Below are 23091 nucleotides of genomic sequence, written 5' to 3' on the forward strand. Positions count from 1 at the left end.
CGTTATGGGATGACTGCGCTATTTGGCTGAAAGTTTCCACATTCCTACAGGCGGTAATAGGGGTGAAATGCGGGAGGGGCATTGCAAATGCAGGGAACGATAAAGGCCCCAGCTCGTCAGTTCCTTACAGACCCTGCTGAAGGAGCTTGCTGTTTTGCTGAATTTAAAGACTGCATTACTGCTCGGCGCGCTGCTGCTCTGCGGCAATGGCGCATTGCAGGCCGCGGCCTCTGCGCCTGCTGCCGACACACCGGCCAAGCCGGAGCTGCTGGTGGAGGGCGGGTTGCTCGGGGCCATCAGTTCCAGCATCGACGACGTGCAGAACAAGCTCGACCTCGACCAGAACCTCATCGACGCCTGGCGCCTGCGTGCTGATCGCGCCGCGGACGAAGTAGGGCGCCTGGTAGACCAGACAGCCGCACGCTCGCCGTGGAGCGTGGCGGGCGATTTCCTGCTGTTGTCTGGGGTGTGGGTCGGTGCCTTTGCGGTCTTGACGATACTTGGGCGCCTGGTTGTGCAACGCTCGAGCCGCCGCCCATTCCTCGCGCGGCGCCAACGGCTGCAAGGCTTGCTGGGCTATGTAGTTCCCTACACGATTCCAGCGCTGATCTGCCTGCCGCTGACCCTTTATGTCAGTCACTTTTTACCTGCGTCTGTCGGCCGAGCCCTGGCACTGTGTTTTGCCTACGCCACCAGCAGTGGCATCTTTTCCACCTCGCTGTTGCTGTGCGTCATTGTCATGTTCAACGTCGGGCACAAGCGGCCTGCCGTGCAGATCATCCGTGACTATTGCCCCAAGCCGCTGTTCCTGATCGGCTTTCTCGCGGCCCTCAGCGATGCGCTGACCAGCCCGCAAATCGCTCGTCAGTTGGGCGGCAATATCACCAGCAGCATCGCCGTGTTTACCGGCCTGTTTGCCGCGGTCATCTTTGGCGTGCTGGTGGTACGCCTGCGGCGGCCGGTGGCCCATTTGATCCGCAATCGGCCGTTGGCCCAGCGTCTCAAACATCCAGCATTGCAACAGTCGCTGCGGGTGTTTTCCGGGCTCTGGTACTGGCCGATTCTGTTGATGGTGCTGGTGTCGGTGGTCAACCTGATTGGCGCCGGTGACGACAACCAAGAGGCCCTGCGCTGCGCGCTGCTCACCACCTTGTTACTGATCGGCACGGTGTTTCTCAGCACCGTGCTGCAACACCTGTTCAAGTCCCGCAGCCAGGTATCGATCCAGCGCAGCAGTGCCTACAAGGAACGCTTCCTGAGTTTGCTGCACGCAATTTTGCGTATCGTCATGGCCATCGCGTTTATCGAGATACTCGGGCGTATCTGGGGCGTTTCGCTGTTCGAGTTCGCCCAGCGCAACTCGGTGGGCCGGGCCATCAGTGATTCCCTCAGCAGTATCGGCCTGATCCTGTTGGTGACCTGGCTGTTCTGGGTGGTGCTCGACACCGCGATCCAGGAAGCCCTCAAACCACCCGTGAATAAGCGCTCCAGTCGCCAGCCCAGTACCCGGGTCAAAACCATCCTGCCGCTGCTGCGCAATGCAGTGAAGATCATCCTGGTGGTGATCTGCGCGATCACCACCATGGCCAATCTGGGCATCAATGTCGCGCCGTTGCTGGCGGGCGCCGGGGTGGTGGGACTGGCGATCGGTTTCGGTTCCCAGCAACTGGTGCAGGACGTGATTACTGGCCTGTTCATCATTATCGAAGACACCCTGTCCATCGGCGATTGGGTGGTGCTCGACTCTGGTCACGCCGGCACCGTGGAGGGCCTGACCATCCGCACCCTGCGCCTGCGTGATGGCAAGGGGTTTGTGCATTCGGTGCCGTTCGGGCAGATCAAGGCGGTCACCAACCAGTCCCGTCAATTCGCCTATGCCTTCTTCTCGGTGCAGTTCACCTACGACACTGACGTGGACAGGGCCGTGGAGCTGATCCGCGAGGCCGGCCAGTCGATTCGCGACGATGTGTTCCTCAAGTACAACCTGCAAGGGCCGTTGGAGGTGTTCGGGGTGGACAAGATGGACCTCAATGGCGTGGTGCTCACGGCGCAGTTCCGCACGGTTTCGGGTGGCCAATACGCTGTCAGCCGTGCGTTTAATCAGCGCTTGAAAAAGCTTGTGGATAACTGTGATGAGGTGCATTTTGCGCAAACTTATCCACAGCAGGTGTTGTTGCCTAAGCGTGTGGCGCAGGAGCATGAGCAGGATGCGGTGTTGACGGAGCAGCCCAGGTCTCAATGATGAAGGTGGCTGTTCTGGCCCCATCGGGAGCAAGCCCCTCCCACATTGAGATTTGTGAGCACGTTTCAAGTGTGGGAGGGGGCTTGCTCCCGATGAGGCCCTCAAGGTCAGCGCCTGATCAACTTCTCCTGCACCGCTTGCTGATCCATCTCCAACAAAACCTGCTGCTTGCCCCCTACCATCACCGCCGCCGGCACCCCATCACGGTACACAACCCGATTACCGCTTACCGCTGGCACCTTGGCTCCCGGTAACAGCGTGCCGACAAGATTCAACGGATCCGCCCCACACACCGCAATTAAACTCCCATCATGGGGCCGCCGCCGCACCTCGCGCAGCAACGGTATCGCCTCCGGCAATGCAAACTGCTCTCCCGCCAACCCACTGACAAACCGCCCGCCACGGATCTCGCCTCGCGCCTCCAACCGATGGAAGGTGCGCAGCAATTCGCGCCAACTCGGTAACCAATCCGCCTCGCGCTCCAGCAGCCGCCAGAACACCACGCCATAGCGGCGCAGCAGGGTCATCGCCACATGCTCCAGGGTCTCGGCCGTATGCGCGCCGGCGGCGGTCGCCGAGCGGCGAACCAAGGCCCAACGCCCGGCGTCGTCCATACCGCCGACAAACGCCCCGCGCCCACGTCGACTGCTGCGCGCCTGGCGTTTGCTCGCGGGGGTGGTCAAGGCGCGCAGGCCGGCGAAGCTGTCAGCATTCACCAAGCCGGCGCCTACCAATTCCTGCAAGGCTGTCTCCAGCTCGCTGCGCAGCAAATGGGCCTCGTGTACCAGTTCATCGAAAAACAGCGCGCCATGCTCGCGCAGGGCCAGGTGGACCTTCTGCGTCTTGGGCGACAAGGTGGTGCTGTCGGTAGGCTCGGTCAGCCCGCTCCACAACGCTACCTGGCTACGGGGGAGCAAAACCACCGGGGTGCTGCGCAATGCCATGGCGCCGGCCTTGTTGCTCAGGCGCGTCCAGACCAGCTTGCCGCTGCGGCACAGGTCATCGAGCCAGGTCGATGAGTAATCCTTGATGCGGGCGCTGAGCAGGTCTGTGTCCCAGGCTGACGTGGCAGCGGCATAGCCTTCGAACTGGCCGACGATTTGCGGCAACACGGCGCTGCCCTGGCCGCGGGTGCTGTCGGACAGGTGTTGCCAATCGAACAGAAAGCGCATGAAATCCTGCAATGCCACCGGCTCGATTTCCCGGCGCAGGCGCTTGACCGTGTTGCGATGAATGCGCGCCAGCAAATGACGTTCGCACCATTGTTCTTCACCCACGCCGGGGCTGAAGTGACCTCGCAGCACATAGCCTTCTTGTTCCAGGCGTGCCAGGGCCTGGGTAAGCGCCACCACCGGTAATGCCAGGGGCGCTGCGATCTCGACCAGGGTCAGTGGGCCAAAACCACTCAGGCGCGCACGTAGCACTTCCACCAGCGCTTCATCAAAGGACCAGGGCTCATCGAACCCCGGCAGCAACGGCAGATCGTTGGGATACAGCGCCTGCAAACAATTCAAGCGCTCTACGGCGACCCACATTCCGTTGGGCAACTGATAGGTCCGCCCGGCCTTGCGCAAGGCCTGCAACCATTGGGCCCATTGCGGCGTAACTTCGCCCGCTGCGATGCACGCCAGGCTCATCAACGCTTCATGCATTTCATCCAGGCCATTGGGCGCCGGCCAGGCTTCTTCGCGTACACCGGCGATGGCGTCGGCATCCAGGGCGCCCAAGTCGTCGGTGCTCTGCGGGTCGCTCCAGCGTCGGTTGAGCACGGCCTGGGTGCGGCGCTCTTCCAGGGGGGCGTCGTCGAGGAAGGTATAGGGTTTAGCGCTGAGGATTTCTGCGGCCATGGGCGAGGGCGCGGGCAGGTCGCGGCTGATCAACCGCACGTCGCCGCGTTCCATGCGCCGCAGCAGCGCCAGCCAGGCGTCGCTGTCCATGGCCTCGTGCAGGCAGTCGTCGAGGGTTTGCTCCACCAGCGGGTGGTTGGGGATCTCGCGTTCGCCGGAGAGGTTTTCCAGGCAGGCGATCTGGTCGGGAAATACGCTGGCGATCAGGTCTTCGCTCTTCATGCGCTGGATCTGCGGCGCCACCTTGCGCCCGCCGGTATAACGCGGCAGCGCCAGGGCCACGCCGGCATTCCAGCGCCAGCGCACACCGAACAGTGGCGCATCCAGCACGGCCTGGATCAGGATGTGCTCGGCACTGTTGCTGTTGAGGTAACGCCACACCTCATCCAGCGCGAAGCTGTGACTGGTGGACAACGACAGCACGATGGCATTTTCACTGGCCGCCGCTTGCAACTCGAAATTGAAGGTACGGCAAAAGCGCTTGCGCAAGGCCAGGCCCCAGGCGCGGTTGATGCGGCTGCCAAACGGCGTGTGGATGATCAGTTGGGTGCCGCCGGACGCATCGAAAAACCGTTCCATGATCAATGTGTCCTGGGACGGCAAGGCGCTCAGGGCCTGGCGCGACCGGGCGAGGTAATCCAACAGTTGGTCGGCGCTGGCGACATTGAGACCCAGGGTGCCGGTAAGCCAGTCGAGGGCCGGTTGCAGGTCGCCGGGCGTGGCGCCGAGCAAGCTGTCCAATTGCCCTTGCAAGCGGGCCACGGCCACCGATAACTCGTTGCTGCGCCCGGGCGCTTCACCCAACCAGAACGGAATGGTCGGGGGTTGGCCCTGGGCGTCTTCGACCCGCACCTTGCCGGCTTCGACACGCAGGATGCGATAGGAGGTATTGCCGAGCTGGAAGATATCCCCGGCGATGCTTTCCACCGCAAAGTCTTCGTTGACGCTGCCGATATTCAGGCTTTGCGGCTCCAGCAACACGCTGTAGTCGGCGTTGTCGGGGATCGTGCCGCCGCTGGTTACCGCCGTGAGCCTGGCGCCACGGCGGCCACGCAGGGTGTGGGCCACAGCGTCGCGGTGCAGGTAGGCGCTGCGCATGCCCTGGCGGCCGTTGTAGCCCTCGCTGAGCATCTGCAAAAGGGCCTGGTAGTGGCGTTCATCCAGTTCGGCGTAAGGCGCGGCGCGGTGGATAAGCGCCAGCAGCGCCTGTTCCGGCCATTCCTGGGCGCTGACCTCGGCGATGATCTGCTGGGCCAGTACATCGAGCGGTGCCACCGGAATATGCAAGGTATCCAGCTCGCCACGGCGCACGCAGTCGAGCAGCGCGGCGCACTCGATCAGGTCGTCGCGGGTGGTGGCAAACAGGCGCCCCTTGGGCGTGCCACCGACCTGGTGCCCTGAACGGCCGACCCGTTGCAGGAAGCCGTTGATGGAACCGGGTGAGCCGATCTGGCACACCAGGTCCACTTCGCCGATATCAATCCCCAGCTCCAGGGACGCCGTGGCGATCAACACTTGCAGTTCGCCGGCCTTGAGGCGCTGTTCGGCATCCAGGCGCATCTCCTTGGCCAGACTGCCGTGGTGAGCGGCCACGGCGGTCTTGCCCAGGCGCTCGCTCAAGTGCCGGGCCAGGCGTTCGGCCAGGCGTCGGGTGTTGACGAATACCAGGGTGGTGCGGTGTTCACGGGCCAATTGCGCGAGGCGATCGTAGACCAACTCCCACACGTCGTTGGCCATCACCGCCGAGAGCGGCACCAGCGGCACTTCGATCGCCAGGTCACGGGGGCGGGCGTGGCCGATATCCACAATGGCGCAATCACGTTCGGTGCCAACTAAAAAGCGTGCGACGGCTTCGATGGGTTTTTGCGTGGCCGACAAGCCGATACGGGTCAATGGCTCGGCACACAGCCCTTGCAGGCGCTCCAGGCTCAAGGCCAAGTGGCTGCCGCGCTTGCCAGCGGCGATGGCGTGGATCTCATCGACGATCACCGTACGTGTGCTGGCGAGCATGTGCCGGCCGGAATCCGAGCCAAGCAGCACGTAGAGCGATTCAGGAGTGGTTACCAGGATATGCGGTGCGCGTTTGCGCATCTGGGCGCGGTCTTTTTGCGGGGTGTCGCCGGTGCGCACAGCGGTGCGGATTACCAGCGGCGGCAGCCCCCGCTTCTCTAGATGTTCGGTAATGCCGGCCAGCGGGTTTTGCAGGTTGATCTGGATATCGTTGGATAGCGCCTTGAGCGGCGACACATACACCACCAGGGTTTGGTCCGGCAGTTCGCCGCCGTTGGCCAGGCCTTGGTGCACCAGGTCGTCCAGCACTGCCAGGAGCGCCGTCAGCGTCTTGCCGGAGCCGGTGGGCGCGGCGATCAGCGTCGAGCGGCGCTGGCGGATCAACGGCCACGCCTGGGCCTGGGCGTTGGTCACCGAAGGAAAGGTACTACGGAACCAAGTGCTGACGGCGGGGTGAAAGCCGTGCAAACCCTTGTCCGTTGATTCGGGAAGGTTCATTCACCCTATATGCAACCGGCGGGGCCAAGTTGCAACCCCGCACTTTATCCGTGACGGTTGCGCTACAAACCCGCAAAATGCAACGATTCTGGCAACTACCTACGGCAAGGCGCACATGCCTGTCGATAATAACCATCGTTCCAAACAGACCGGGCCTGCTCAATCTATGCGAATGCGCCTTATGTTACTGGGCGGCGGGAATGCCCTCGGGCAGGCGCTGATTCGCCTCGGTGCGGAGGAAGACATCGGTTTCCTCGCCCCCAAACCGCCCCAAGACGGCTGGGATGCCGCAAGCCTCACCCAATTGCTCGACGACACCCGTCCCGATGCCTTGATCAACCTCGCCTACTATTTCGACTGGTTCCAGGCCGAAGCCGTGAGCGAAACCCGCTTGGCCGCCCAGGAGTTCGCCATCGAACGCCTGGCCGAGCTGTGCCAGCATCACAGCATCACCCTGCTGCAACCGTCCAGCTACCGCGTATTCGATGGCTCCCGCGCCACGGCCTACAGCGAGAAAGACGAGCCGGTGCCCCTGGGCCTGCGCGGCCAGGCGTTGTGGCGTATCGAACAAAGCGTGCGCGCTACGTGCCCGCAGCATGTGCTGCTGCGGTTTGGCTGGTTGCTCGATGACAGCGTCGACGGCACGCTCGGGCGCTTCCTGGCCCGGGCCGAGAACGCCGACGAGCTACTGATGGCCGACGACCGCCGGGGCAACCCGACGCCGGTGGACGATGCGGCGCGGGTGATCATCTCGGTGCTCAAGCAACTCGATTGCGCTGCGCCGCTGTGGGGCACCTACCACTACGCCGGCCACGAGGCGACTACCCCGTTGGCGCTGGGGCAGGCGATTCTCACCGAAGCGCGCAACTTCCATCCGTTGGCCATCGAGTCCCCCACCGCCCAGGCTCACGCAGCGCGGCCGGATGCGGCGGATGAACCGCAGCATGCGGTGTTGGCCTGCAAGAAAATCCTCCACACCTTTGGCATCAAACCACGGGCATGGCGGGCAGGTTTGCCGGCGCTACTGGATCGCTTCTACCGCCATAGCTGACACCCTCAAAACCAAAATGTGGGAGGGGACTTATGTGGGAGCTGGCTTGCCTGCGATAGCATCACCTGGGCATCACTGATACACCGTGGTGTCTGCATCGCGGGCAAGCCCGGCTCCCACATAAGCCCCCTCCCACAGGGGTTATGCGGTGTGGCTTAAACCGAACTCAGAACTTGTAGCCGATACCCACCATGTAAACCATCGGGTCTACATCCACATTGACCTTGGCCCGAGTGCCCTGGCCCAGCGCGTTGTTATCCACAGTCGCCTTGGTGCTGATGTCGATATAGCGCGCCTGGGCGTTGATCATCCACTTGTCGTTGATCATGTAGTCGGCGCCGATCTGTGCAGCCCAGCCCCAGGAGTTCTCGGCCTTGAAGTTGCTGAAACCAGCCTGTTCGGCGCGGCTGCCCACGTGCTCGTCGTAGATCCAGGTGTAGTTGATACCGGCGCCCACATACGGTTGGAACGCGGATTTGTGGTCCAGCGGGTAGTACACGACGCTCAAGGTCGGCGGCAGGTGCTTCAGCGTGCCGAGCTTGCCATTGGCGGCGCCCAGGGCGGTGTTCTTGATCTTCACGTCATGCTCGAACGGTGTGGCCGCGAGCAATTCGATGCCGACGTGGTCGGTGATCATGTAGGCGAAGTTCAAGCCCAGTTGGGTGTCGCTGCTCATGGTCGCCTTGCCGCCCAGATTGGTGCCGGCCAATGGGCCCTGGTCAACCTTGACGCTGCTGCTGTCGGCCTTCGGGTTCACGGTAATTGCACCGGCGCGAACCAGAATATCGCCCGCCTGGTGAGCGTGAGCGACGGGGGCGACGAGGGCGAGCGCGAAGAGGGACGCGCCGAGCAGAGACTTGTTCATGGGAGCTCCAAAGGACGTTTAAAAGTTGTACGTCCAATGGTAAAGATCGTTCCGTACGGTCTTTTGACTCAGCTCAATGAAAGGGTGATCAGTCACTTGCGCCACTGATCTAAACCTGTGGGAGCTGGCTTGCCTGCGAAAGCGGTGGTGCAGTAACAGATGCAGCGCCTGATACACCGCTTTCGCGAGCAGGCCCGCTCCCACATTTGGATCTTCGGTGTGTGGGGTTATTCCTCAAGCTCGTACATGTAAATCTTCTGGGCATCCATCTGGTAACCAGCGTCCGCTAACTCGCTGGACGATGGCTTGACCTGCATCGCGCCCTCGATCCAGTACGGTTGATACAGCTCATCGAGCTTCACCCCGACTTCACTTTTCACATGCACGATCTGGTTCGATGGCGGTGGCGGCACATGGATACAGGCGCCGAAATACGGCACCAGCAGAAACTCCGTGGTGCGGCCTTCTTCGCTGACTTCCAGGGGCACGATATACCCCGGCAGGCGAATGTGCTGGCCGTCCAGGCTCTGTACCACTGGCGCGTTAGTTATGTCCTGCTTGGCCGCCGGCGCGGCTTCGACGGACAAGGCATCGGCCATGTTCGACAGGTCGTGCAGCGGCTTCATATTGGGCACTTCAGGTGGCGCATCCGGTGGGATCATCTCCTGCCAGGACAGATCCTTGGGCTGTTCCTGCGCCCAGGCAGGCACGGCTATCAACAACAACAGGGCAAACAGGGCACGACGCATCGAAGCCTTCCTCATAAACGGATGGACAGGCCATCGGCCAAAGATTGGCGGTAGGCGCGCCACGCGGGCACGCTGCCCATCAACAGGGCGGCTGCCAGGATACCGGCGAGCAACGTCCATTCATATTCGCTCGGCCACGACATCGGCAGGTCCAGACCGTAGTTGGCCTGCAAATAACCCCGCGAGGCGGCGATGCACAGGTACAGCAACCCCAGGCCCGCCACCACGCCAGACAAGGCCAAGGCGAAGGCTTCGAAGATCAGCAGCGTTGCGATGTGCCAAGGACGCGCGCCCACCGACCGCAGGATCGCCATCTCGCGGCGACGCTCGTTAAGGCTGGTGAGAATCGCGGTGAGCATGCCGATCAAGCCGGTCAGCACCACGAACAGCGAGATCACAAACAAGGCTTTTTCGGCAGTGCCCATCATGCTCCAGAGTTCTTGCAGCGCGACACCGGGCAGGATCGCCAGCATTGGCTCGCCACGGAATTCATTGATCTCCCGTTGCAAGGCAAAGGTGGAAATCTTGTTGTTCAGGCCGAGCATGAACGCGGTAATGGCCTGCGGCGTCAGGTCCATATTGCGCGCCTGGTCGGCACTGATGCGGCCTTTGCCCTGAGCCGGCACACCGTTGTGCCAGTCGATATGGATCGCTTCCATGCCGCCGAGGCTGATATGCAGCGTGCGGTCCACCGGCGTGCCGGTGCGCTTGAGAATGCCGACCACCGTGAACGGCTTGTCGTCATGCTTGACCAGGCTGACCACCGCCACGCCGTGGGCCAGCACCAGCTTGTCGCCGAGTTTGTAATGCAGCGCGTCGGCCACTTCGGCGCCGAGCACCACCTCGAACGGGTCGGTGGCGAAGGCGCGGCCGCTGGCCAGCTCGAGGTTTTGCTTGCGCCCGTACTGGTAGTGCTCGAAGTAGGATTCGTTGGTGCCCATCACCCGGTAGCCGCGATGGGAGTCGCCGAGGGAGATCGGGATCGCCCATTTCACTTGAGGGTTGGCGGCGAAGTGCTCGTAGCTGTCCCAACGGATGTTGTTGGTGGCGTTGCCAATGCGGAACACCGAATACAGCAGCAGGTTGACCGAGCCGGAACGAGCGCCGACGATCAGGTCGGTGCCGCTGATGGTGCTGGCGAAACTGTTGCGCGCCTCGACGCGCACACGCTCCACCGCGAGCAGCAAGCAGACGGAAAGCGCGATGGCAAACGCGGTGAGGATCGCGGTAAAGCGGCGGTTAGCCAGGCTGGCCATGGCTAGACGGAACAGATACATCTCAAACCTCTGCGGGCATGGCGGCGCGATTGAGTTCGGCCAGCGACAGGTTGCGGTCGAACAGCGACGCCAGGCTCTGGTCATGGCTGACAAACAACAGGCTGGCGCCCGCTTCGCGGCATTCTGCGAACAGCAACTGCAGGAAGGCTTCGCGGGCGTCGTAGTCCAGGGCCGAGGTGGGTTCGTCGGCAATCACCAGTTCCGGTTGTCCGATCAGCGCTCGGGCAGCGGCCACCCGTTGTTGCTGGCCGATGGACAGCGAATCGGCACGGCGTTCCAGCAGGCTCTGGTCCTTCAAACCCAAATGTGCGAGCAAGGTCGCCGCGGCCTGGTCGACACTGCCGTGGCGCTGTTTGGCCCGTTGCGCGCGCAGCTTGGAAAAGTGGCAAGGCAGCTCGACGTTCTCGCGCACCGACAGAAACGGCAGCAGGTTGAACTGCTGGAAGATATAGCCTGTGTGGTCCACACGGAAACGGTCACGAGCACCGGCCGAGAGTTCGGTTAACTCCTGGCCGAGCAGGCGGATGCTGCCCTGGCTGGGTTTCTGCACGCCTCCCAACAGCCCGAGCAGAGTGGTCTTGCCACTGCCGCTCGGGCCCTTGAGGAACAGGGTTTCCCCGGGTTCCAGGCGGAACGCGGGAATGTCCAGCAACTGCGGGTGACCAGGCCAGTTGAAGCCCAGGTCGGACAGTTCGATTAACGCTTGAGTCATGGGAAGTCAGTGTCGCCTGGTAGTCGAAAATGGCGCCGTTCCACTGTGGGAGCTGGCTTGCCCGCGATGGCATCGCTACGGTGTGCCTGCTGCACCGCATCGCCTGTATCGCAGGCAAGCCAGCTCCCACAGGGACTGTGCTTTCAAGTCAGAACTTCAGGGTGGCGGCGGTGGCCGTCGCTTCAACACCTTGCTGACCGCTAGGGCCGATCAGTTGTACCTGAATTTTCTGCGTGGCGGGGAAGGTCTTGAACACTTGGCTCAAGTCCAGGTTGCCCAGGGCCGCCGGCGTGGCGCAGGTGAACTGGTAATGGGCGTGGATTTCACTGTGGTCGTGATCATGCTTGTGGGCGGCTGCGCCCTTGCCATCGGTGGCGTGGTCATCGTCGTCATGCTCGGCTTCTGGTTTGTCACCGAACAACGGGCTGTTGAGTTCCTGGCTGCTGACCACGCAACCTGCGGCCTTGGGCAGGTTGAACAGTGCCGATGGATTTTCCAGCTGCTTGCGTACGGCGGCGACCTTGGCTTTGTCGGCGGCGCTGGTGGCGGCATGTTCGAAACCCACCAGGTTCATGGCCGGGCTGTCCAGTTCCAGCTCCAGGGCCTGGCCGTCCAGTACGGCATTCAGGCGCCCGACGCCATGTTCATGGGCGCCGAGGCTGCCGTGCTCGTGGTCGTGGTCTTCGTGAGCATGAGCGACAGCCAGTGGCAGCAGGGCAAACGGCAAAGCAAGCAGCAAACGGCGCATGAGAGGGCTCCAGGATGAAAGTTTTGTTATGTGATCTTATAACAATTGATCCGAGAGTTTGACCGCCCGCTTGGTGTTGCGCAAGCTGCATGGGAGCATGCCCGTCAGAAAAATGCAGGAGTAAGGACGATGTTGCGAATTCGTGGAACCATCGGTGAGTTGCCGGTGGACTTGACCCTGGAGCTGGACGACGGCGATTGGGCGCGATTAGGCGCTCAACTGCAGGCCGCTCCAACGCCCAGCGCACCGGCTGCGGCGCCGGTCAAACAGAACGAAGACCTGTGGCAGAACGCCCAGGATTTGCTACGCAAGGCCGGGCAACTCAATGGCCTGGAATTGCTCGACCAACTCGAAGGCTTGGCTGGCGATGCCGGGGCGGGCAAGCGCCTGTTGGTGCGTCTGCGCCACAGCGCGAACGTGAAGGTGGCCAGCGGCGGCGACACACCGCTCTACACATGGATTGGCCCTTTGTAGGAGCGAGCTCGCTCGCGAAAAAACCTCAGGCTCCGCGTTCATTCAGGATGCCCGCGTTATCGTTGTCGTTTTTCGCGAGCAAGCTCGCTCCTACAAGGTTGGGTTAATACAACGCGGCAAACAACTTGCGGCGGTACACCGTGACCAGCGGGTGATCATTGCCCAGCAATTCGAACACCTGCAGCAAGGTCTTGTGGGGCAGGCCTTCGCTGTAGCTGCGGTTGCGGATAAACAACTTGAGCAAACCTTCCAGTGCCGCGTCGTATTGCTGGCGCGCCAGTTGCTGGATCGCCAACTGATAGGCCGCTTCGTCATCCTGCGGGTTTTGCGCCAGGCGGCTTTTCAGCTCGGCAGCGTCCGGCAAATCCGCAGCCTGGCGAAGGAAGGTGATTTGCGCCTTGGCCCCGGCCAGGGCGGCCTTGTGGTCGTCGCTCTTGACCGCGTCGAGCACGGCCTGGGCTTCACCCAGCTCACCGCGCTCGGCCAGGCAGCGTGCATACAGGATCAGGGCGGCGGCGTTGGTATTGTCCTCGCCCAACAATTGCACCAGCAACGCTTCGGCCTCGCTGATGCGCCCTTCGCTGAACAGCGCCTGAGCCTGCTCCAACGGGTCCGCCGCAGCCGGCGGTGGCATTTGCACATGGGGCTCCAGCATCGCCCGCACGGCCGACTCCGGCTGTGCACCGGCAAAGCCGTCCACCGGTTGGCCATCCTTGAACAGCACCACCGTCGGCAGGCTTTGAATGCCAAAACGCGCCACGATGTCCTGTTCGGCTTCGCAGTCGATCTTGGCGAGCAGCAACTCACCCTGATAACTCTCGGCAATCTTCGCCAGCATTGGCATCAGTGCTTTGCAGGGTGCGCACCACTCGGCCCAGAAATCGACCAATACGGGCTTTTCGAAGGAGTTCTGGATAACGGCCTGATCGAAGTTGGCGGTGGTGACGTCGAAGATGTACGGCGTGGGCTCACTCATGGGGCGTCTCGAATAAAGCGGGAATGGGGGCAACTATAAGGGCTGGCGAGGTTGGCTGAAAGCATCCTGGATTCAAGACCGCTATCGCAGGCAAACCAGCTCTCACCTTGAAATGCATTCCCCTGTGGGAGCGGGCTTGCCCGCGATGGCCTCAAGCGCGCCGCGAATGGTACAGGCTCACCTTGCGAAACTCCCAAGGCTCGGCCAGGTCCGGCAGGGTCAAAGCCTCGAGGATCTCCAACCGCTGATAATCCGGATGCTGGAAGTCCCGTACCCGCGAATCCGCCACCAGCGCTTCGCGGCCGCGGGTGAGGAACTGATCCAGCAACGGCAGGTTGGCGCGGTCGTAGAGCACGTCGGCCACCAGGATCAGGTCGAAGCGGTCGGCTTCGGCAAAAAAGTCTGCCGAATAACTCAGTGACACCTGGTTGAGCTCGGCATTCGCACGGCAAGCGGCCAAGGCCAGTGGGTCCAGGTCGCAGGCCACCACCTCCAAGGCCCCAGCCTTGACGGCGGCGATCCCGGCTACTCCCGAACCTGCGCCGAAATCCAGCACGCGTTTGCCGGCGACCCACTCGGGATGCGCCGCCAGGTAGCGGGCCAACGCCAGGCCGCTGGCCCAGCAAAAGCTCCAGTAGGGCGGCTCATGCAGGATGCGCCGGGTTTCTTCCTGGCTGAAGGCGCGGTCCATGTTGTCGGCGTCGAGCAGCCACAGCGACAATTCGGTGCCCGGCAGTGGGCAGGGCACTAATTGCGCGTCGCCGATCAGTTCGCTCAAGGCACGCTGCAGGTGCAGCGGTGGTGTCATGGTGCCTTGACGAGTTGCAAGGGGCCGGTGCTCTGGGTGATCGCCTGGGTGACGCGCACGGCGGGTAGATGCAGGATCAACTGGCCGGACTGGCTGGCGCGACCGCGCAATTCCACGCGGGCACCGGCCGGGAAGGCTTCAGGGTTGAAGCGCAGGCGGAAGGCCAAAGGCTTGCCGTTGCCGCTCAGTACGCTGCTGGCGAGCAGTTGCTGCGGGCGCGAACGCTCGTCGATCACCAAGAGCGCCATCTCGACTTCGGCACCGGCGGGCACGTTGGTCAGGCTGCCGCTGATTTCGCGCTGATAGGCGGGCAGGGGGCCGAGGTCTTCAATGCCCGGGACTTTCTTCTCTTGCGCGGGTGTCGGTTGAGGCGCGGCCGGCTTGGGGGCTTCGCTGCTGCAGGCGACCAGAAAACTGAACAGGCTGAGTAGAACGAGTGGTCGTAACTGCATGTACGGCTCCAGAAAGGACAAAATCCGTGGCTTAAAAAATATCAAACATATAAGCCTGCCTATATACCGTAAAGGCTATGGCTTGTCTTGCCACAGGGATGCGCTACCATGGCCCTCCCATTTTTTGTTGCCTGCCAACCATGCACTGTCCCTTCTGCGGTGCCAACGACACCAAGGTCATCGACTCGCGTCTGGTCGCCGAGGGCGACCAAGTGCGTCGCCGGCGCGAATGCCTGGCCTGTGGTGAACGTTTCACCACCTTCGAAACCGCCGAACTGGTGTTGCCGCGTCTGATCAAGTCCGACGGCAGCCGCCAGCCTTTCGACGAAGAAAAACTGCGCGCCGGTATGCAGCGCGCCCTGGAAAAACGCCCGGTGAGTGTCGAGCGCCTGGAAGCGGCGCTGGTGCATATCAAGCACAAGCTGCGGGCGACCGGCGAGCGCGAGGTCAAGAGCCTGGTGGTCGGCGAGTTGGTGATGGGCGAGCTGCAAAAGCTCGACGAAGTCGCCTATATCCGTTTTGCCTCGGTGTATCGACGCTTCCAGGACCTCAATGAGTTCCGCGAAGAGATCGACCGCCTGGCCCGTGAGCCCTCCAAACAATGACCTCTGAACAGGCAGTCCTCGACGCCCATTACATGGCGCGCGCCCTCGAATTGGCGCGCAAGGGCCTGTACACCACTCACCCCAACCCACGGGTGGGCTGTGTGATCGTACGTGACGGGCAGATCGTCGGCGAAGGCTGGCATGAGCGCACCGGCGAGCCCCATGCCGAGCCCAATGCCCTGCGCGCCGCTGGCGACAAGGCCCGTGGCGCGACAGTGTACGTGACCCTTGAACCGTGCAGCCATCATGGCCGTACGCCGCCCTGTGCCGATGCGCTGGTGACCGCCGGCGTCGCGCGGGTGGTGGCTGGCATGCAGGACCCGAACCCCGAAGTGGCTGGCCGAGGTATGCAGCGCCTGGCCCAGGCGGGTATCGAGGTGCGCAGCGGTGTGCTGGAAACCGAAGCGCGGGCGCTTAACCCCGGCTTCCTCAAGCGCATGGAGCACGGTCTGCCGTTTGTGCGGGTCAAGCTGGCGATGAGCCTGGACGGCCGCACGGCGATGGCCAGCGGCGAAAGCCAATGGATCACCGGCCCCGCCGCCCGTGCTGCGGTGCAACGCTTGCGTGCCGAGGCCAGCGTGGTGCTGACCGGTGCCGACACGGTACTGGCCGACGGTGCCCGCTTGACCGTACGCGCTGCCGAACTGGGCCTGGACGACGCAACCACCGCCCTGGCCATGTCGCGCCCGCCGTTGCGCGTGCTGATCGATGGCCGCCTGCGGGTGCCGCTCAACGCACCGTTCTTCAAGGCCGGCCCGGCATTGGTCATCACCTGCGTGACTCCGGAGAGCCAGTTCCCCCGCGGGCCTGAGTGCCTTGTGGTTCCAGGTGTGGAGGGTCAGGTTGACCTGCGCTCGGCATTGGTCGCCCTGGCCGCCCGTGGCGTCAACGATGTGTTGGTGGAAGCCGGCCCAAGCCTGGCCGGCGCGTTTGCCCAACAAGGCCTGGTGGATGAATACGTGATATTCATCGCCGGCAAGTTCCTCGGCTCCGCTGCCCGCCCGTTGCTGGACTGGCCGCTTGATAAGTTGGCCGATGCTCCCCAACTCAAGATCACCGAAATGCGCGCTGTGGGCGACGACTGGCGAGTCACTGCCATCCCCGTCCCAGCAGTGAGCGTATAATTCCCGGCCTGCGCTTGAGCGTCAGCCCCCTCGTTTTCAGGAGAACGAAATGTTCACCGGCATTATCGAATCCATCGGCAGCATCCGTGCAATGACCCCCAAAGGCGGGGATGTCCGCCTGCTGGTTGAAACCGGCAAGCTGGACCTCGGCGACGTCAAGCTGGGCGACAGCATCGCCGTCAGCGGCGTGTGCCTGACCGTCATCGAGCTGCCGGGCAACGGCTTTGCTGCCGATGTCAGCCGGGAAACCCTGGACTGCACCGCGATGAACGATCTTGCGGCCGGCAGCCCGGTCAACCTGGAAAAAGCCCTGACGCCCACCACACGCCTGGGCGGTCACCTGGTCAGCGGCCACGTCGACGGTGTCGGCGAAGTGGTGGCCCGCAGCGAAAACGCCCGCGCCGTGGAATTCCGTATCCGCGCGCCAAAAGAGCTGGCCAAGTACATCGCCCACAAAGGCTCGATCACCGTCGATGGCACCAGCCTGACCGTGAACGCCGTGAATGGCGCTGAATTTGAACTGACCATCATTCCCCACACCCTCAGCGAAACCATCATGGCCTCGTACCAGCCGGGTCGCCGGGTGAATCTGGAAGTGGACTTGCTTGCCCGTTACCTGGAGCGCCTGTTGCTGGGCGAAAAGGCCGCAGAGCCTGCATCAGGCAACATCACCGAAAGTTTTCTGGCCGCTAACGGCTACCTGAAATCCTGACCAAGGGGGTGCCGCGTGGCGCTCAATAGCATCGAAGAACTGGTTGAAGACATCCGCCAAGGCAAGATGGTCATCCTCATGGATGACGAAGATCGCGAGAACGAAGGCGATATCATCATGGCTGCCGAAGCGTGCAAGCCCGAGCACATCAACTTCATGGCCAAGCACGCCCGTGGGCTGATCTGCATGCCCATGAGCCGCGAACGCTGCGAATTGCTCAAGCTGCCCTTGATGGCGCCGCGCAATGGCTCGGGTTTCGGCACCAAGTTCACCGTATCGATTGAAGCCACCACGGGCGTCACAACTGGCATTTCCGCCGCTGACCGCGCCCGCACCGTGCAAGCTGCGGCGGCGAAAGACGCCAAGGCTGAAGACATCGTCAGCCCCGGCCACATCTTCCCGCTGATGGCCCAACCGGGCGGTACCCTGGCCCGCGCTGGTCACACCGAAGCCGCGTGCGACCTGGCGCGCATGGCCGGTTTCGAGCCAAGCGGGGTGATCTGCGAAGTGATGAACGACGATGGCACCATGGCCCGTCGTACTGAGCTCGAAGCCTTTGCCGCAGAGCACAACCTCAAGATCGGCACCATCGCCGACCTGATTCACTACCGGATGATCCACGAACGTACCGTTCAGCGGATTGCCGAGCAGCCACTGGACAGCGAACTGGGCCAATTCAATTTGGTGACCTACCGTGATTCAGTGGAAGGCGACGTGCACATGGCCCTGACCCTGGGCAACATTTGCGCCGAAGAACCGACCCTGGTACGCGTGCACAACATGGACCCACTGCGTGACCTGTTGATGGTCAAGCAGCCGGGCCGCTGGAGCCTGCGCGCCGCCATGGCTGCGGTTTCCGAGGCCGGCAGCGGTGTGGTGCTGTTGCTCGGTCACCCGCTCGATGGTGACGTGTTGCTGGCGCACATCCGCGAAACCGCCGACGCCGTGCCGGTGAAAAAACCGACCACCTACAGCATCGTCGGTGCCGGTTCGCAGATCCTGCGCGACCTGGGCGTGCGCAAAATGCGCCTGATGAGCGCACCGATGAAATTTAATGCGATATCCGGATTCGACCTGGAAGTTGTAGAATACGTGCCCTCCGAATAAAGGCCGGCGATTTTTGCCCCTTGTTCGCGGTTAAATCATCACTGAGGGACGCACTTTTCGCGTCCCGGCTCTTTAAGAGATTTGTCGAATGACCCTGAAGACCATCGAAGGTACCTTCATCGCCCCCAAAGGCCGCTATGCCCTGGTGGTTGGCCGCTTCAACAGCTTCGTGGTTGAAAGCCTGGTAAGCGGTGCGGTTGACGCCCTGGTTCGCCACGGTGTGAGCGAGAGCGATATCACCCTTATCCGTGCCCCTGGCGCCTTCGAAATTCCACTGGTTGCGCAAAAAGTTGCTCAGCAGGGTGAATACGCGGCGATCATCGCCCTGGGCGCGGTCATTCGTGGCGGCACCCCGCACTTCGAATACGTAGCCGGCGAATGCACCAAGGGCCTGGCCCAGGTGTCCATGGAGTTCGGCGTGCCAGTCGCTTTCGGCGTACTGACCGTGGATTCCATCGAGCAAGCCATCGAGCGTTCCGGCACCAAGGCCGGTAACAAAGGCGCTGAAGCTGCCTTGTCCGCCCTGGAAATGGTCAGCCTGCTGTCGCAGTTGGAGGCCAAGTGATTTCCGACGAAAGCGATCAGTTCAACCCTCAGGACCCGCGTCCTGCCGATGCCGGCAAACCGTCCAAGAGCGAGAAGCGCCGCAAGGCGCGTCAACTCGCGACCCAGGCGCTGTACCAGCGTCACCTGGCGGGCGCTTCGCTGCACGAAATCGAGGCACAGTTTCGCGTCGATAACGATTTCACCTTCGCCGACCAGAGCTACTTCCACGACATCCTGCACGGCGTGCATGCCAACCTGACCGAGATCGACACAGCCCTGGCGCCATGCCTGGACCTGACCATCGAAGAACTCGACCCGGTTGAGCTGTGCGTGATGCGCCTGTCCACCTGGGAGCTGCTCAAGCGCGTCGACGTGCCGTACCGCGTCGTGATCAACGAAGGCATCGAACTGGCGAAAGTCTACGGTTCGACCGACGGCCACAAGTTCGTCAACGGCGTGCTCGACAAGCTGGCCCCACGCCTGCGTGAAGCCGAAGTGAAGGAACACAAGCGCTAATCTGCGCTTGATTCCTCAATGGGTGAGTTTGAGCTGATCCGCACATACTTCGCCGCCGCGCCTTGTGCGCAAGGCGGCGAAGGCATTGCCCTGGGGATCGGCGACGACTGCGCCTTGCTGGCGCTTCCCGCCGGGGAGCAACTGGCAGTCTCCACCGATACGCTGGTGGCTGGCGTGCATTTTGCCGACCCCTGTGACCCGTTCCTGCTCGGCCAGCGCTCGCTGGCCGTGGCGGTGAGCGACCTGGCCGCCATGGGCGCCCACCCCCTCGCCTTTACCCTTGCCCTGACCACGCCGAGCGTCGAAGCCGATTGGCTGCAACGCTATGCCCAAGGCTTGAGCGCCATGGCGCAAAGCTGCGGCGTAGGCTTGGTGGGCGGTGACACCACCCGTGGGCCGCTGAGCCTGACCCTGACCGTGTTCGGCCGTGTGCCGGCTGGCCAGGCCTTGACGCGCAGCGGTGCACAGCCGGGTGATTTGCTGTGTGTGGGCGGCGAGTTGGGCAATGCCGCTGGCGCCTTGCCGCTGGTATTGGGGCAACGCACGGCTGACGCAGCAATCGCCGAGCCGCTGCTGGCGCATTACTGGTCGCCGCAACCGCAGCTGGCCCTGGGGCTTGCGCTGCGGGGCAAGGCGACAGCGGCGATGGATATCTCCGATGGGCTGTTGGCTGACTGTGGGCATATCGCCAAGGCGTCAGCGGTGCGCCTGGTGGTTGAGCGCCAGCGGTTGCCGTTGTCCGAGGCCTTGCTGGCGTTTGTCGGTGAAGACCAGGCTCAAGTAGCGGCGTTGAGCGGGGGCGACGACTATGTGTTGGCGTTCACCTTGCCACCGTCCGAGTTGGCGCCGTTGCAGGCGGATGGCTGGCCGGTGCATGTGGTCGGTCGGGTCGAAACGGGGCAGGGCGTGACGCTGCTCGACGGCGACGGCCAGGACATCACCCCGGCTGTGCGCGGCTACCAGCATTTTCGCCAGACGCCCTGAGCCGGCGGTCTGCGCTACCCTTTAGACGATTATCCCGAGTAAGAGGCCGTGACTATGGCTGCATGCCGCTGGCTGCTGATCGTGCTGTGTTCCTTCGTTTCCCTGGCCCAGGCGGACACTCCCGTGCCCGGCAAAATCGTGCTGGCCAGTGAGGAGTGGAACGACTACACCAACAAAGATGGTAGCGGCCTGGCCTGGGACCTGCTGCGCCGCGTCTTCGAGCCAGCAGGCATTACCCTGGAAACTCGCAGCGTGCCCTATACCCGATCGGTCGGCCTGGCCCAGCGTGGTGAGGCGGATGGTTGTGTCGGCACCTACCGCGATGAGGTCAGCGCAGTGCTGTACCCGCGCTGGAACTTCGACGCCGATCATGTCTACGCTCTCGGGCTGGCAACTTCACCCACGCCGACGTTGGCGACCCTGGGCAACTACCGCCTGGCCTGGGTGCGCGGCTATAAATACGAGGAATACCTGCCCACCGCGCGCCGCTTCAACCAGATCGAGCGGCGCAGCGGCATTCTGCCAATGCTGCAACACGGCCGTGCCGATTTTTATATCGACGCCCTCACCGAAGCCAAATACGTGCTCAGCCAAGCGCAAGACCCGGCGCTCTTCAAACTCACCCATATCGCTGAGCTGCCGCTCTACGTAGGCTTTGCCGACACCGAGCGCGGCAGGGCATTGATGGCCGTGTATGACCAGCGTTTGGGTATCCTGGTCCAGACCGGTGAGTTGAAAGCGATATTCGAACGCTGGAAACAGCCGTATCCGTTCTGACGCCCATAGAACTGACTCAAAGGCCAATCGAACCTATTGATCTTTATCAGCGATAATTCAGCTTAAGCGTCTGTAGGAACGTGCTGTTACAATGCCCGCCTCTGTGAAATCTGAAATCAGGAGCACACGGTGCCCGTCGTTTTCGTCGCCGCTTCCAAGCTGCCTACCCCTTTTGCCACGTTCACCATGAACGGCTTTCTTGAAGAAGCCACCGGGCGCGAGCACGTTGTGCTCAGCCTCGGCGACATCACCGATGGCGCGCCGGTGCTGGGGCGTGTGCATTCCGAGTGCCTGACCGGCGATGCGCTGTTCAGCCAGCGCTGTGACTGCGGCTCGCAACTGGAGGCCGCACTGCAGGCCATCGCCCGTGAAGGGCGTGGCGTGCTGCTGTACTTGCGCCAGGAAGGCCGGGGCATTGGCCTGTTGAACAAGATCCGCGCCTACGAACTGCAAGATGGCGGCGCCGACACCGTGGAGGCCAACGAGCGCCTGGGCTTTGCTGCCGACCAGCGCGACTACGCCATCTGCCTGCCGATGCTCGAGCACCTGGGGGTCAAATCCCTGCGCCTGATGACCAACAACCCCCGCAAGGTCAAAGCCTTGACCGAGATGGGCATCACCGTGGCCGAGCGCGTACCACTGCACACCGGGCATAACCCGCACAACAAACTCTACCTGGCCACCAAAGCCAGCAAGCTCGACCACATGATGGGCAACGAGCACCAGGGCGAGGTCGACCGCGCGTGACCCGTGGCCAGGTGAAACGGCGACTGTCCTTCAACTGGTGGCAGTACCTGGCCTTGGCGTTGCTGCCCTTGTTTTTGATCAACCTGCTGTTTGGCCGCGCTGAATCCTTGCTACCGGTACTGGCCATGCCGTTCTTCATCGCTGGCGTGGCCTCGATGTTTCTTAGCCTGCGTTATTTTCATGGCTATAAACACGCGCTTATCGCCACCTCCAAAGCCCTTGATACTGCTGAAGAACCCGCCGCTTGGATCACCCTGGCGGCGCGTCGGCGCACGGCCTTGCTGGTTGCAGCGTTACCGGCCTGGATTGGCGCGCTGGCGGTGTTCGTCGGCCTGGAGGCGGTGCCGCTGTTTCTGTTGGCGCTGTCGACGCTGGTGTTGTTCTATCTCTATCGCATACCGCGTCAGTTGGGATGAAGCGCTATTGGCTGGCGCTGCTGCTGGTATTCAGTGCCCAGGGCTGGCCGGTCGAGCGGGTTGTCAGCCTGGCGCCGTCACTGTCTGAAATTGTGCTTGAGCTGGGTGCCGAGGACTTGCTGGTCGGCATGCTTGATGGTGGTGACCGCCCGGCGGCGTTGGCGAAGGTGACCTCGGTCGGGCACTACGGCCAGTTGGACATGGAGCGCCTGCTCAGCCTCAAGCCCGACCTGATCCTGCTCTGGCCTGGCAGCGTCGGCCCGGCCCAGCGGGAGCAGCTCCAACGATTGAATATCCCGGTGTACGTCGCCGAACCCCACAGCCTTGAACAACTGACCGCGCAGGTGCAGGCCATTGCCGAGCAATTGGGCCGCGCTGAGGCAGGGCACCCGCTCGCTGCACAACTGCGTCAGCGCTTGGCCGAGTTGCGCCAGCGCTACCAGCGGGCCGAGCCGCTGCGGGTGTTTTACCAAGTGTGGAACCAGCCGCTGTACACCGTGGGTGGTGGGCAGATTATCAGCGATGCCCTCAGAGTGTGCGGGGCGCGCAATGTGTTTGATGACCTGAAGTTGCCGGCGCCGCAGGTGAATATCGAATCGGTGCTGGCGCGAGACCCCGAGGTGATCCTGGTGGGGGATCAGGCTCAGAAGGAGGCCTGGAAAGCATGGCCGGCGATGGCTGCTCGGGTGCGGTTGGTGCCGGACAAGGGCCTGGAGCGGCCCAGCGGGCAGATGTTGGAGGCGGTAGCGCGGTTGTGCCAGGTGATTGCGCCGAGCTTGTGACAACGCTATCGCAGGCAAGCCAGCTCCCACTGGGGAATGCATTTCAATTGTGGGAGCTGGCTTGCC

23 protein-coding genes are annotated in these 23091 nt (G+C 62.7%); 14 read left to right on the forward strand and 9 right to left on the reverse strand.

The features are described from left to right. Positions 1–154 precede the first annotated feature (154 nt). On the forward strand, positions 155–2242 hold the full coding sequence (locus tag JFT58_RS19840) for a mechanosensitive ion channel family protein (protein ID WP_054896944.1): 2088 nt from the start codon (positions 155–157) through the stop codon (positions 2240–2242). A gap of 107 nt (positions 2243–2349) precedes the next feature. Here the strand turns inward: JFT58_RS19840 and JFT58_RS19845 are convergent, their stop codons facing one another. Continuing rightward, on the reverse strand, positions 2350–6597 hold the full coding sequence (locus JFT58_RS19845; protein ID WP_054896943.1) for a DEAD/DEAH box helicase: 4248 nt from the start codon (positions 6595–6597) through the stop codon (positions 2350–2352). A 166-nt stretch (positions 6598–6763) separates the two neighbouring features. Between JFT58_RS19845 and JFT58_RS19850 the strand changes: the two genes are divergently transcribed. After that, positions 6764–7648 (forward strand): sugar nucleotide-binding protein, encoded by an 885-nt coding sequence (locus JFT58_RS19850; protein WP_054896955.1) that lies wholly within the window; start codon positions 6764–6766, stop codon positions 7646–7648. Positions 7649–7814: 166 nt separating this feature from the next. Here the strand turns inward: JFT58_RS19850 and JFT58_RS19855 are convergent, their stop codons facing one another. The 5 genes from JFT58_RS19855 to JFT58_RS19875 all read right to left on the reverse strand — a co-directional run bounded on the left by JFT58_RS19855 (position 7815) and on the right by JFT58_RS19875 (position 11999). Further along, a complete protein-coding gene (locus JFT58_RS19855; RefSeq protein WP_014720136.1) occupies positions 7815–8513 on the reverse strand; it encodes an OmpW/AlkL family protein in 699 nt (232 codons plus the stop codon). Positions 8514–8740: 227 nt separating this feature from the next. Beyond that, positions 8741–9262, reverse strand: a complete 522-nt coding sequence (locus JFT58_RS19860) for a DUF3299 domain-containing protein (RefSeq protein WP_198834500.1) — start codon at positions 9260–9262, stop codon at positions 8741–8743. 11 nt (positions 9263–9273) lie between these two features. After that, positions 9274–10539 (reverse strand): ABC transporter permease, encoded by a 1266-nt coding sequence (locus JFT58_RS19865; protein ID WP_054896941.1) that lies wholly within the window; start codon positions 10537–10539, stop codon positions 9274–9276. Between the two features lies 1 nt (position 10540). Then, positions 10541–11251, reverse strand: a complete 711-nt coding sequence (locus JFT58_RS19870; protein ID WP_054896940.1) for an ABC transporter ATP-binding protein — start codon at positions 11249–11251, stop codon at positions 10541–10543. 148 nt (positions 11252–11399) lie between these two features. After that, positions 11400–11999: a DUF2796 domain-containing protein gene (locus tag JFT58_RS19875; RefSeq protein ID WP_054896939.1), complete on the reverse strand. Its 600-nt coding sequence runs from the start codon at positions 11997–11999 to the stop codon at positions 11400–11402. 129 nt (positions 12000–12128) lie between these two features. On the opposite strand from JFT58_RS19875, the gene JFT58_RS19880 reads away from it, so the two are divergent. Further along, the gene (locus JFT58_RS19880; protein ID WP_054896938.1) at positions 12129–12473 is read left to right on the forward strand and encodes a hypothetical protein; all 345 of its coding nucleotides are present in this window, start codon (positions 12129–12131) and stop codon (positions 12471–12473) included. Between the two features lie 103 nt (positions 12474–12576). Here JFT58_RS19880 and trxA read toward each other — a convergent pair whose 3' ends face one another. The 3 genes from trxA to JFT58_RS19895 form a co-directional block, all read right to left on the reverse strand. After that, on the reverse strand, positions 12577–13449 hold the full coding sequence (gene trxA, locus JFT58_RS19885) for a thioredoxin (protein WP_019818859.1): 873 nt from the start codon (positions 13447–13449) through the stop codon (positions 12577–12579). A gap of 151 nt (positions 13450–13600) precedes the next feature. Continuing rightward, complete coding sequence (locus tag JFT58_RS19890) at positions 13601–14257, reverse strand: class I SAM-dependent methyltransferase (RefSeq protein WP_034126854.1); 657 nt, start codon at positions 14255–14257, stop codon at positions 13601–13603. Next, positions 14254–14709, reverse strand: coding sequence for a YbaY family lipoprotein (locus JFT58_RS19895; RefSeq protein WP_034133864.1), 456 nt, complete (start codon positions 14707–14709; stop codon positions 14254–14256). Before JFT58_RS19895 ends, JFT58_RS19890 begins: the two co-directional genes overlap by 4 nt. A 140-nt stretch (positions 14710–14849) precedes the next feature. Here JFT58_RS19895 and nrdR point away from each other — a divergent pair, with 140 nt between their 5' ends. The 11 genes from nrdR (at position 14850) to JFT58_RS19950 (ending at position 23025) form a co-directional block, all read left to right on the forward strand. Next, a complete protein-coding gene (gene nrdR / locus JFT58_RS19900; RefSeq protein ID WP_019818855.1) occupies positions 14850–15314 on the forward strand; it encodes a transcriptional regulator NrdR in 465 nt (154 codons plus the stop codon). Next, complete coding sequence (gene ribD / locus JFT58_RS19905; protein ID WP_054896937.1) at positions 15311–16438, forward strand: bifunctional diaminohydroxyphosphoribosylaminopyrimidine deaminase/5-amino-6-(5-phosphoribosylamino)uracil reductase RibD; 1128 nt, start codon at positions 15311–15313, stop codon at positions 16436–16438. The genes nrdR and ribD overlap by 4 nt, the downstream gene beginning before the upstream one ends. A gap of 49 nt (positions 16439–16487) precedes the next feature. Further along, the gene (locus JFT58_RS19910) at positions 16488–17150 is read left to right on the forward strand and encodes a riboflavin synthase (protein ID WP_014720128.1); all 663 of its coding nucleotides are present in this window, start codon (positions 16488–16490) and stop codon (positions 17148–17150) included. A gap of 15 nt (positions 17151–17165) precedes the next feature. Further along, on the forward strand, positions 17166–18257 hold the full coding sequence (gene ribBA, locus JFT58_RS19915) for a bifunctional 3,4-dihydroxy-2-butanone-4-phosphate synthase/GTP cyclohydrolase II (RefSeq protein ID WP_003194579.1): 1092 nt from the start codon (positions 17166–17168) through the stop codon (positions 18255–18257). Positions 18258–18345: 88 nt separating this feature from the next. Then, a complete protein-coding gene (gene ribH, locus JFT58_RS19920) occupies positions 18346–18822 on the forward strand; it encodes a 6,7-dimethyl-8-ribityllumazine synthase (RefSeq protein WP_003194576.1) in 477 nt (158 codons plus the stop codon). Continuing rightward, positions 18819–19319, forward strand: a complete 501-nt coding sequence (nusB, locus tag JFT58_RS19925; protein WP_198834501.1) for a transcription antitermination factor NusB — start codon at positions 18819–18821, stop codon at positions 19317–19319. Before ribH ends, nusB begins: the two co-directional genes overlap by 4 nt. Positions 19320–19337: 18 nt before the next feature. Beyond that, positions 19338–20303: a thiamine-phosphate kinase gene (gene thiL, locus JFT58_RS19930; protein ID WP_054896936.1), complete on the forward strand. Its 966-nt coding sequence runs from the start codon at positions 19338–19340 to the stop codon at positions 20301–20303. A 54-nt stretch (positions 20304–20357) separates the two neighbouring features. Next, complete coding sequence (locus tag JFT58_RS19935) at positions 20358–21080, forward strand: substrate-binding periplasmic protein (protein WP_054896935.1); 723 nt, start codon at positions 20358–20360, stop codon at positions 21078–21080. A 129-nt stretch (positions 21081–21209) separates the two neighbouring features. Continuing rightward, positions 21210–21827, forward strand: a complete 618-nt coding sequence (gene ribA / locus JFT58_RS19940; protein ID WP_005791841.1) for a GTP cyclohydrolase II — start codon at positions 21210–21212, stop codon at positions 21825–21827. Further along, complete coding sequence (locus tag JFT58_RS19945; protein ID WP_054896934.1) at positions 21824–22243, forward strand: nuclear fragile X mental retardation-interacting protein 1; 420 nt, start codon at positions 21824–21826, stop codon at positions 22241–22243. Before ribA ends, JFT58_RS19945 begins: the two co-directional genes overlap by 4 nt. Further along, positions 22240–23025, forward strand: a complete 786-nt coding sequence (locus tag JFT58_RS19950) for a cobalamin-binding protein (protein ID WP_054896933.1) — start codon at positions 22240–22242, stop codon at positions 23023–23025. The genes JFT58_RS19945 and JFT58_RS19950 overlap by 4 nt, the downstream gene beginning before the upstream one ends. Positions 23026–23091 lie beyond the last annotated feature (66 nt).

The organism is Pseudomonas sp. MF6767, from assembly GCF_016405475.1.
GTDB lineage: Bacteria > Pseudomonadota > Gammaproteobacteria > Pseudomonadales > Pseudomonadaceae > Aquipseudomonas > Aquipseudomonas paracarnis.

Coding starts and splice junctions, on each gene's coding strand:
- JFT58_RS19870 (WP_054896940.1), bottom strand. CDS start 11,251: ATGACTCAAGCGTTAATCGAACTGTCCGACCTGGGCTTCAACTGGCCT.
- JFT58_RS19890 (WP_034126854.1), bottom strand. CDS start 14,257: ATGACACCACCGCTGCACCTGCAGCGTGCCTTGAGCGAACTGATCGGC.
- JFT58_RS19895 (WP_034133864.1), bottom strand. CDS start 14,709: ATGCAGTTACGACCACTCGTTCTACTCAGCCTGTTCAGTTTTCTGGTC.
- ribH (WP_003194576.1), top strand. CDS start 18,346: ATGACCCTGAAGACCATCGAAGGTACCTTCATCGCCCCCAAAGGCCGC.
- JFT58_RS19850 (WP_054896955.1), top strand. CDS start 6,764: ATGCGAATGCGCCTTATGTTACTGGGCGGCGGGAATGCCCTCGGGCAG.
- trxA (WP_019818859.1), bottom strand. CDS start 13,449: ATGAGTGAGCCCACGCCGTACATCTTCGACGTCACCACCGCCAACTTC.
- JFT58_RS19865 (WP_054896941.1), bottom strand. CDS start 10,539: ATGTATCTGTTCCGTCTAGCCATGGCCAGCCTGGCTAACCGCCGCTTT.
- JFT58_RS19880 (WP_054896938.1), top strand. CDS start 12,129: ATGTTGCGAATTCGTGGAACCATCGGTGAGTTGCCGGTGGACTTGACC.
- JFT58_RS19845 (WP_054896943.1), bottom strand. CDS start 6,597: ATGAACCTTCCCGAATCAACGGACAAGGGTTTGCACGGCTTTCACCCC.
- JFT58_RS19860 (WP_198834500.1), bottom strand. CDS start 9,262: ATGCGTCGTGCCCTGTTTGCCCTGTTGTTGTTGATAGCCGTGCCTGCC.
- JFT58_RS19875 (WP_054896939.1), bottom strand. CDS start 11,999: ATGCGCCGTTTGCTGCTTGCTTTGCCGTTTGCCCTGCTGCCACTGGCT.
- JFT58_RS19950 (WP_054896933.1), top strand. CDS start 22,240: ATGAAGCGCTATTGGCTGGCGCTGCTGCTGGTATTCAGTGCCCAGGGC.
- JFT58_RS19935 (WP_054896935.1), top strand. CDS start 20,358: ATGGCTGCATGCCGCTGGCTGCTGATCGTGCTGTGTTCCTTCGTTTCC.
- JFT58_RS19855 (WP_014720136.1), bottom strand. CDS start 8,513: ATGAACAAGTCTCTGCTCGGCGCGTCCCTCTTCGCGCTCGCCCTCGTC.
- JFT58_RS19910 (WP_014720128.1), top strand. CDS start 16,488: ATGTTCACCGGCATTATCGAATCCATCGGCAGCATCCGTGCAATGACC.
- thiL (WP_054896936.1), top strand. CDS start 19,338: ATGGGTGAGTTTGAGCTGATCCGCACATACTTCGCCGCCGCGCCTTGT.
- ribD (WP_054896937.1), top strand. CDS start 15,311: ATGACCTCTGAACAGGCAGTCCTCGACGCCCATTACATGGCGCGCGCC.
- nrdR (WP_019818855.1), top strand. CDS start 14,850: ATGCACTGTCCCTTCTGCGGTGCCAACGACACCAAGGTCATCGACTCG.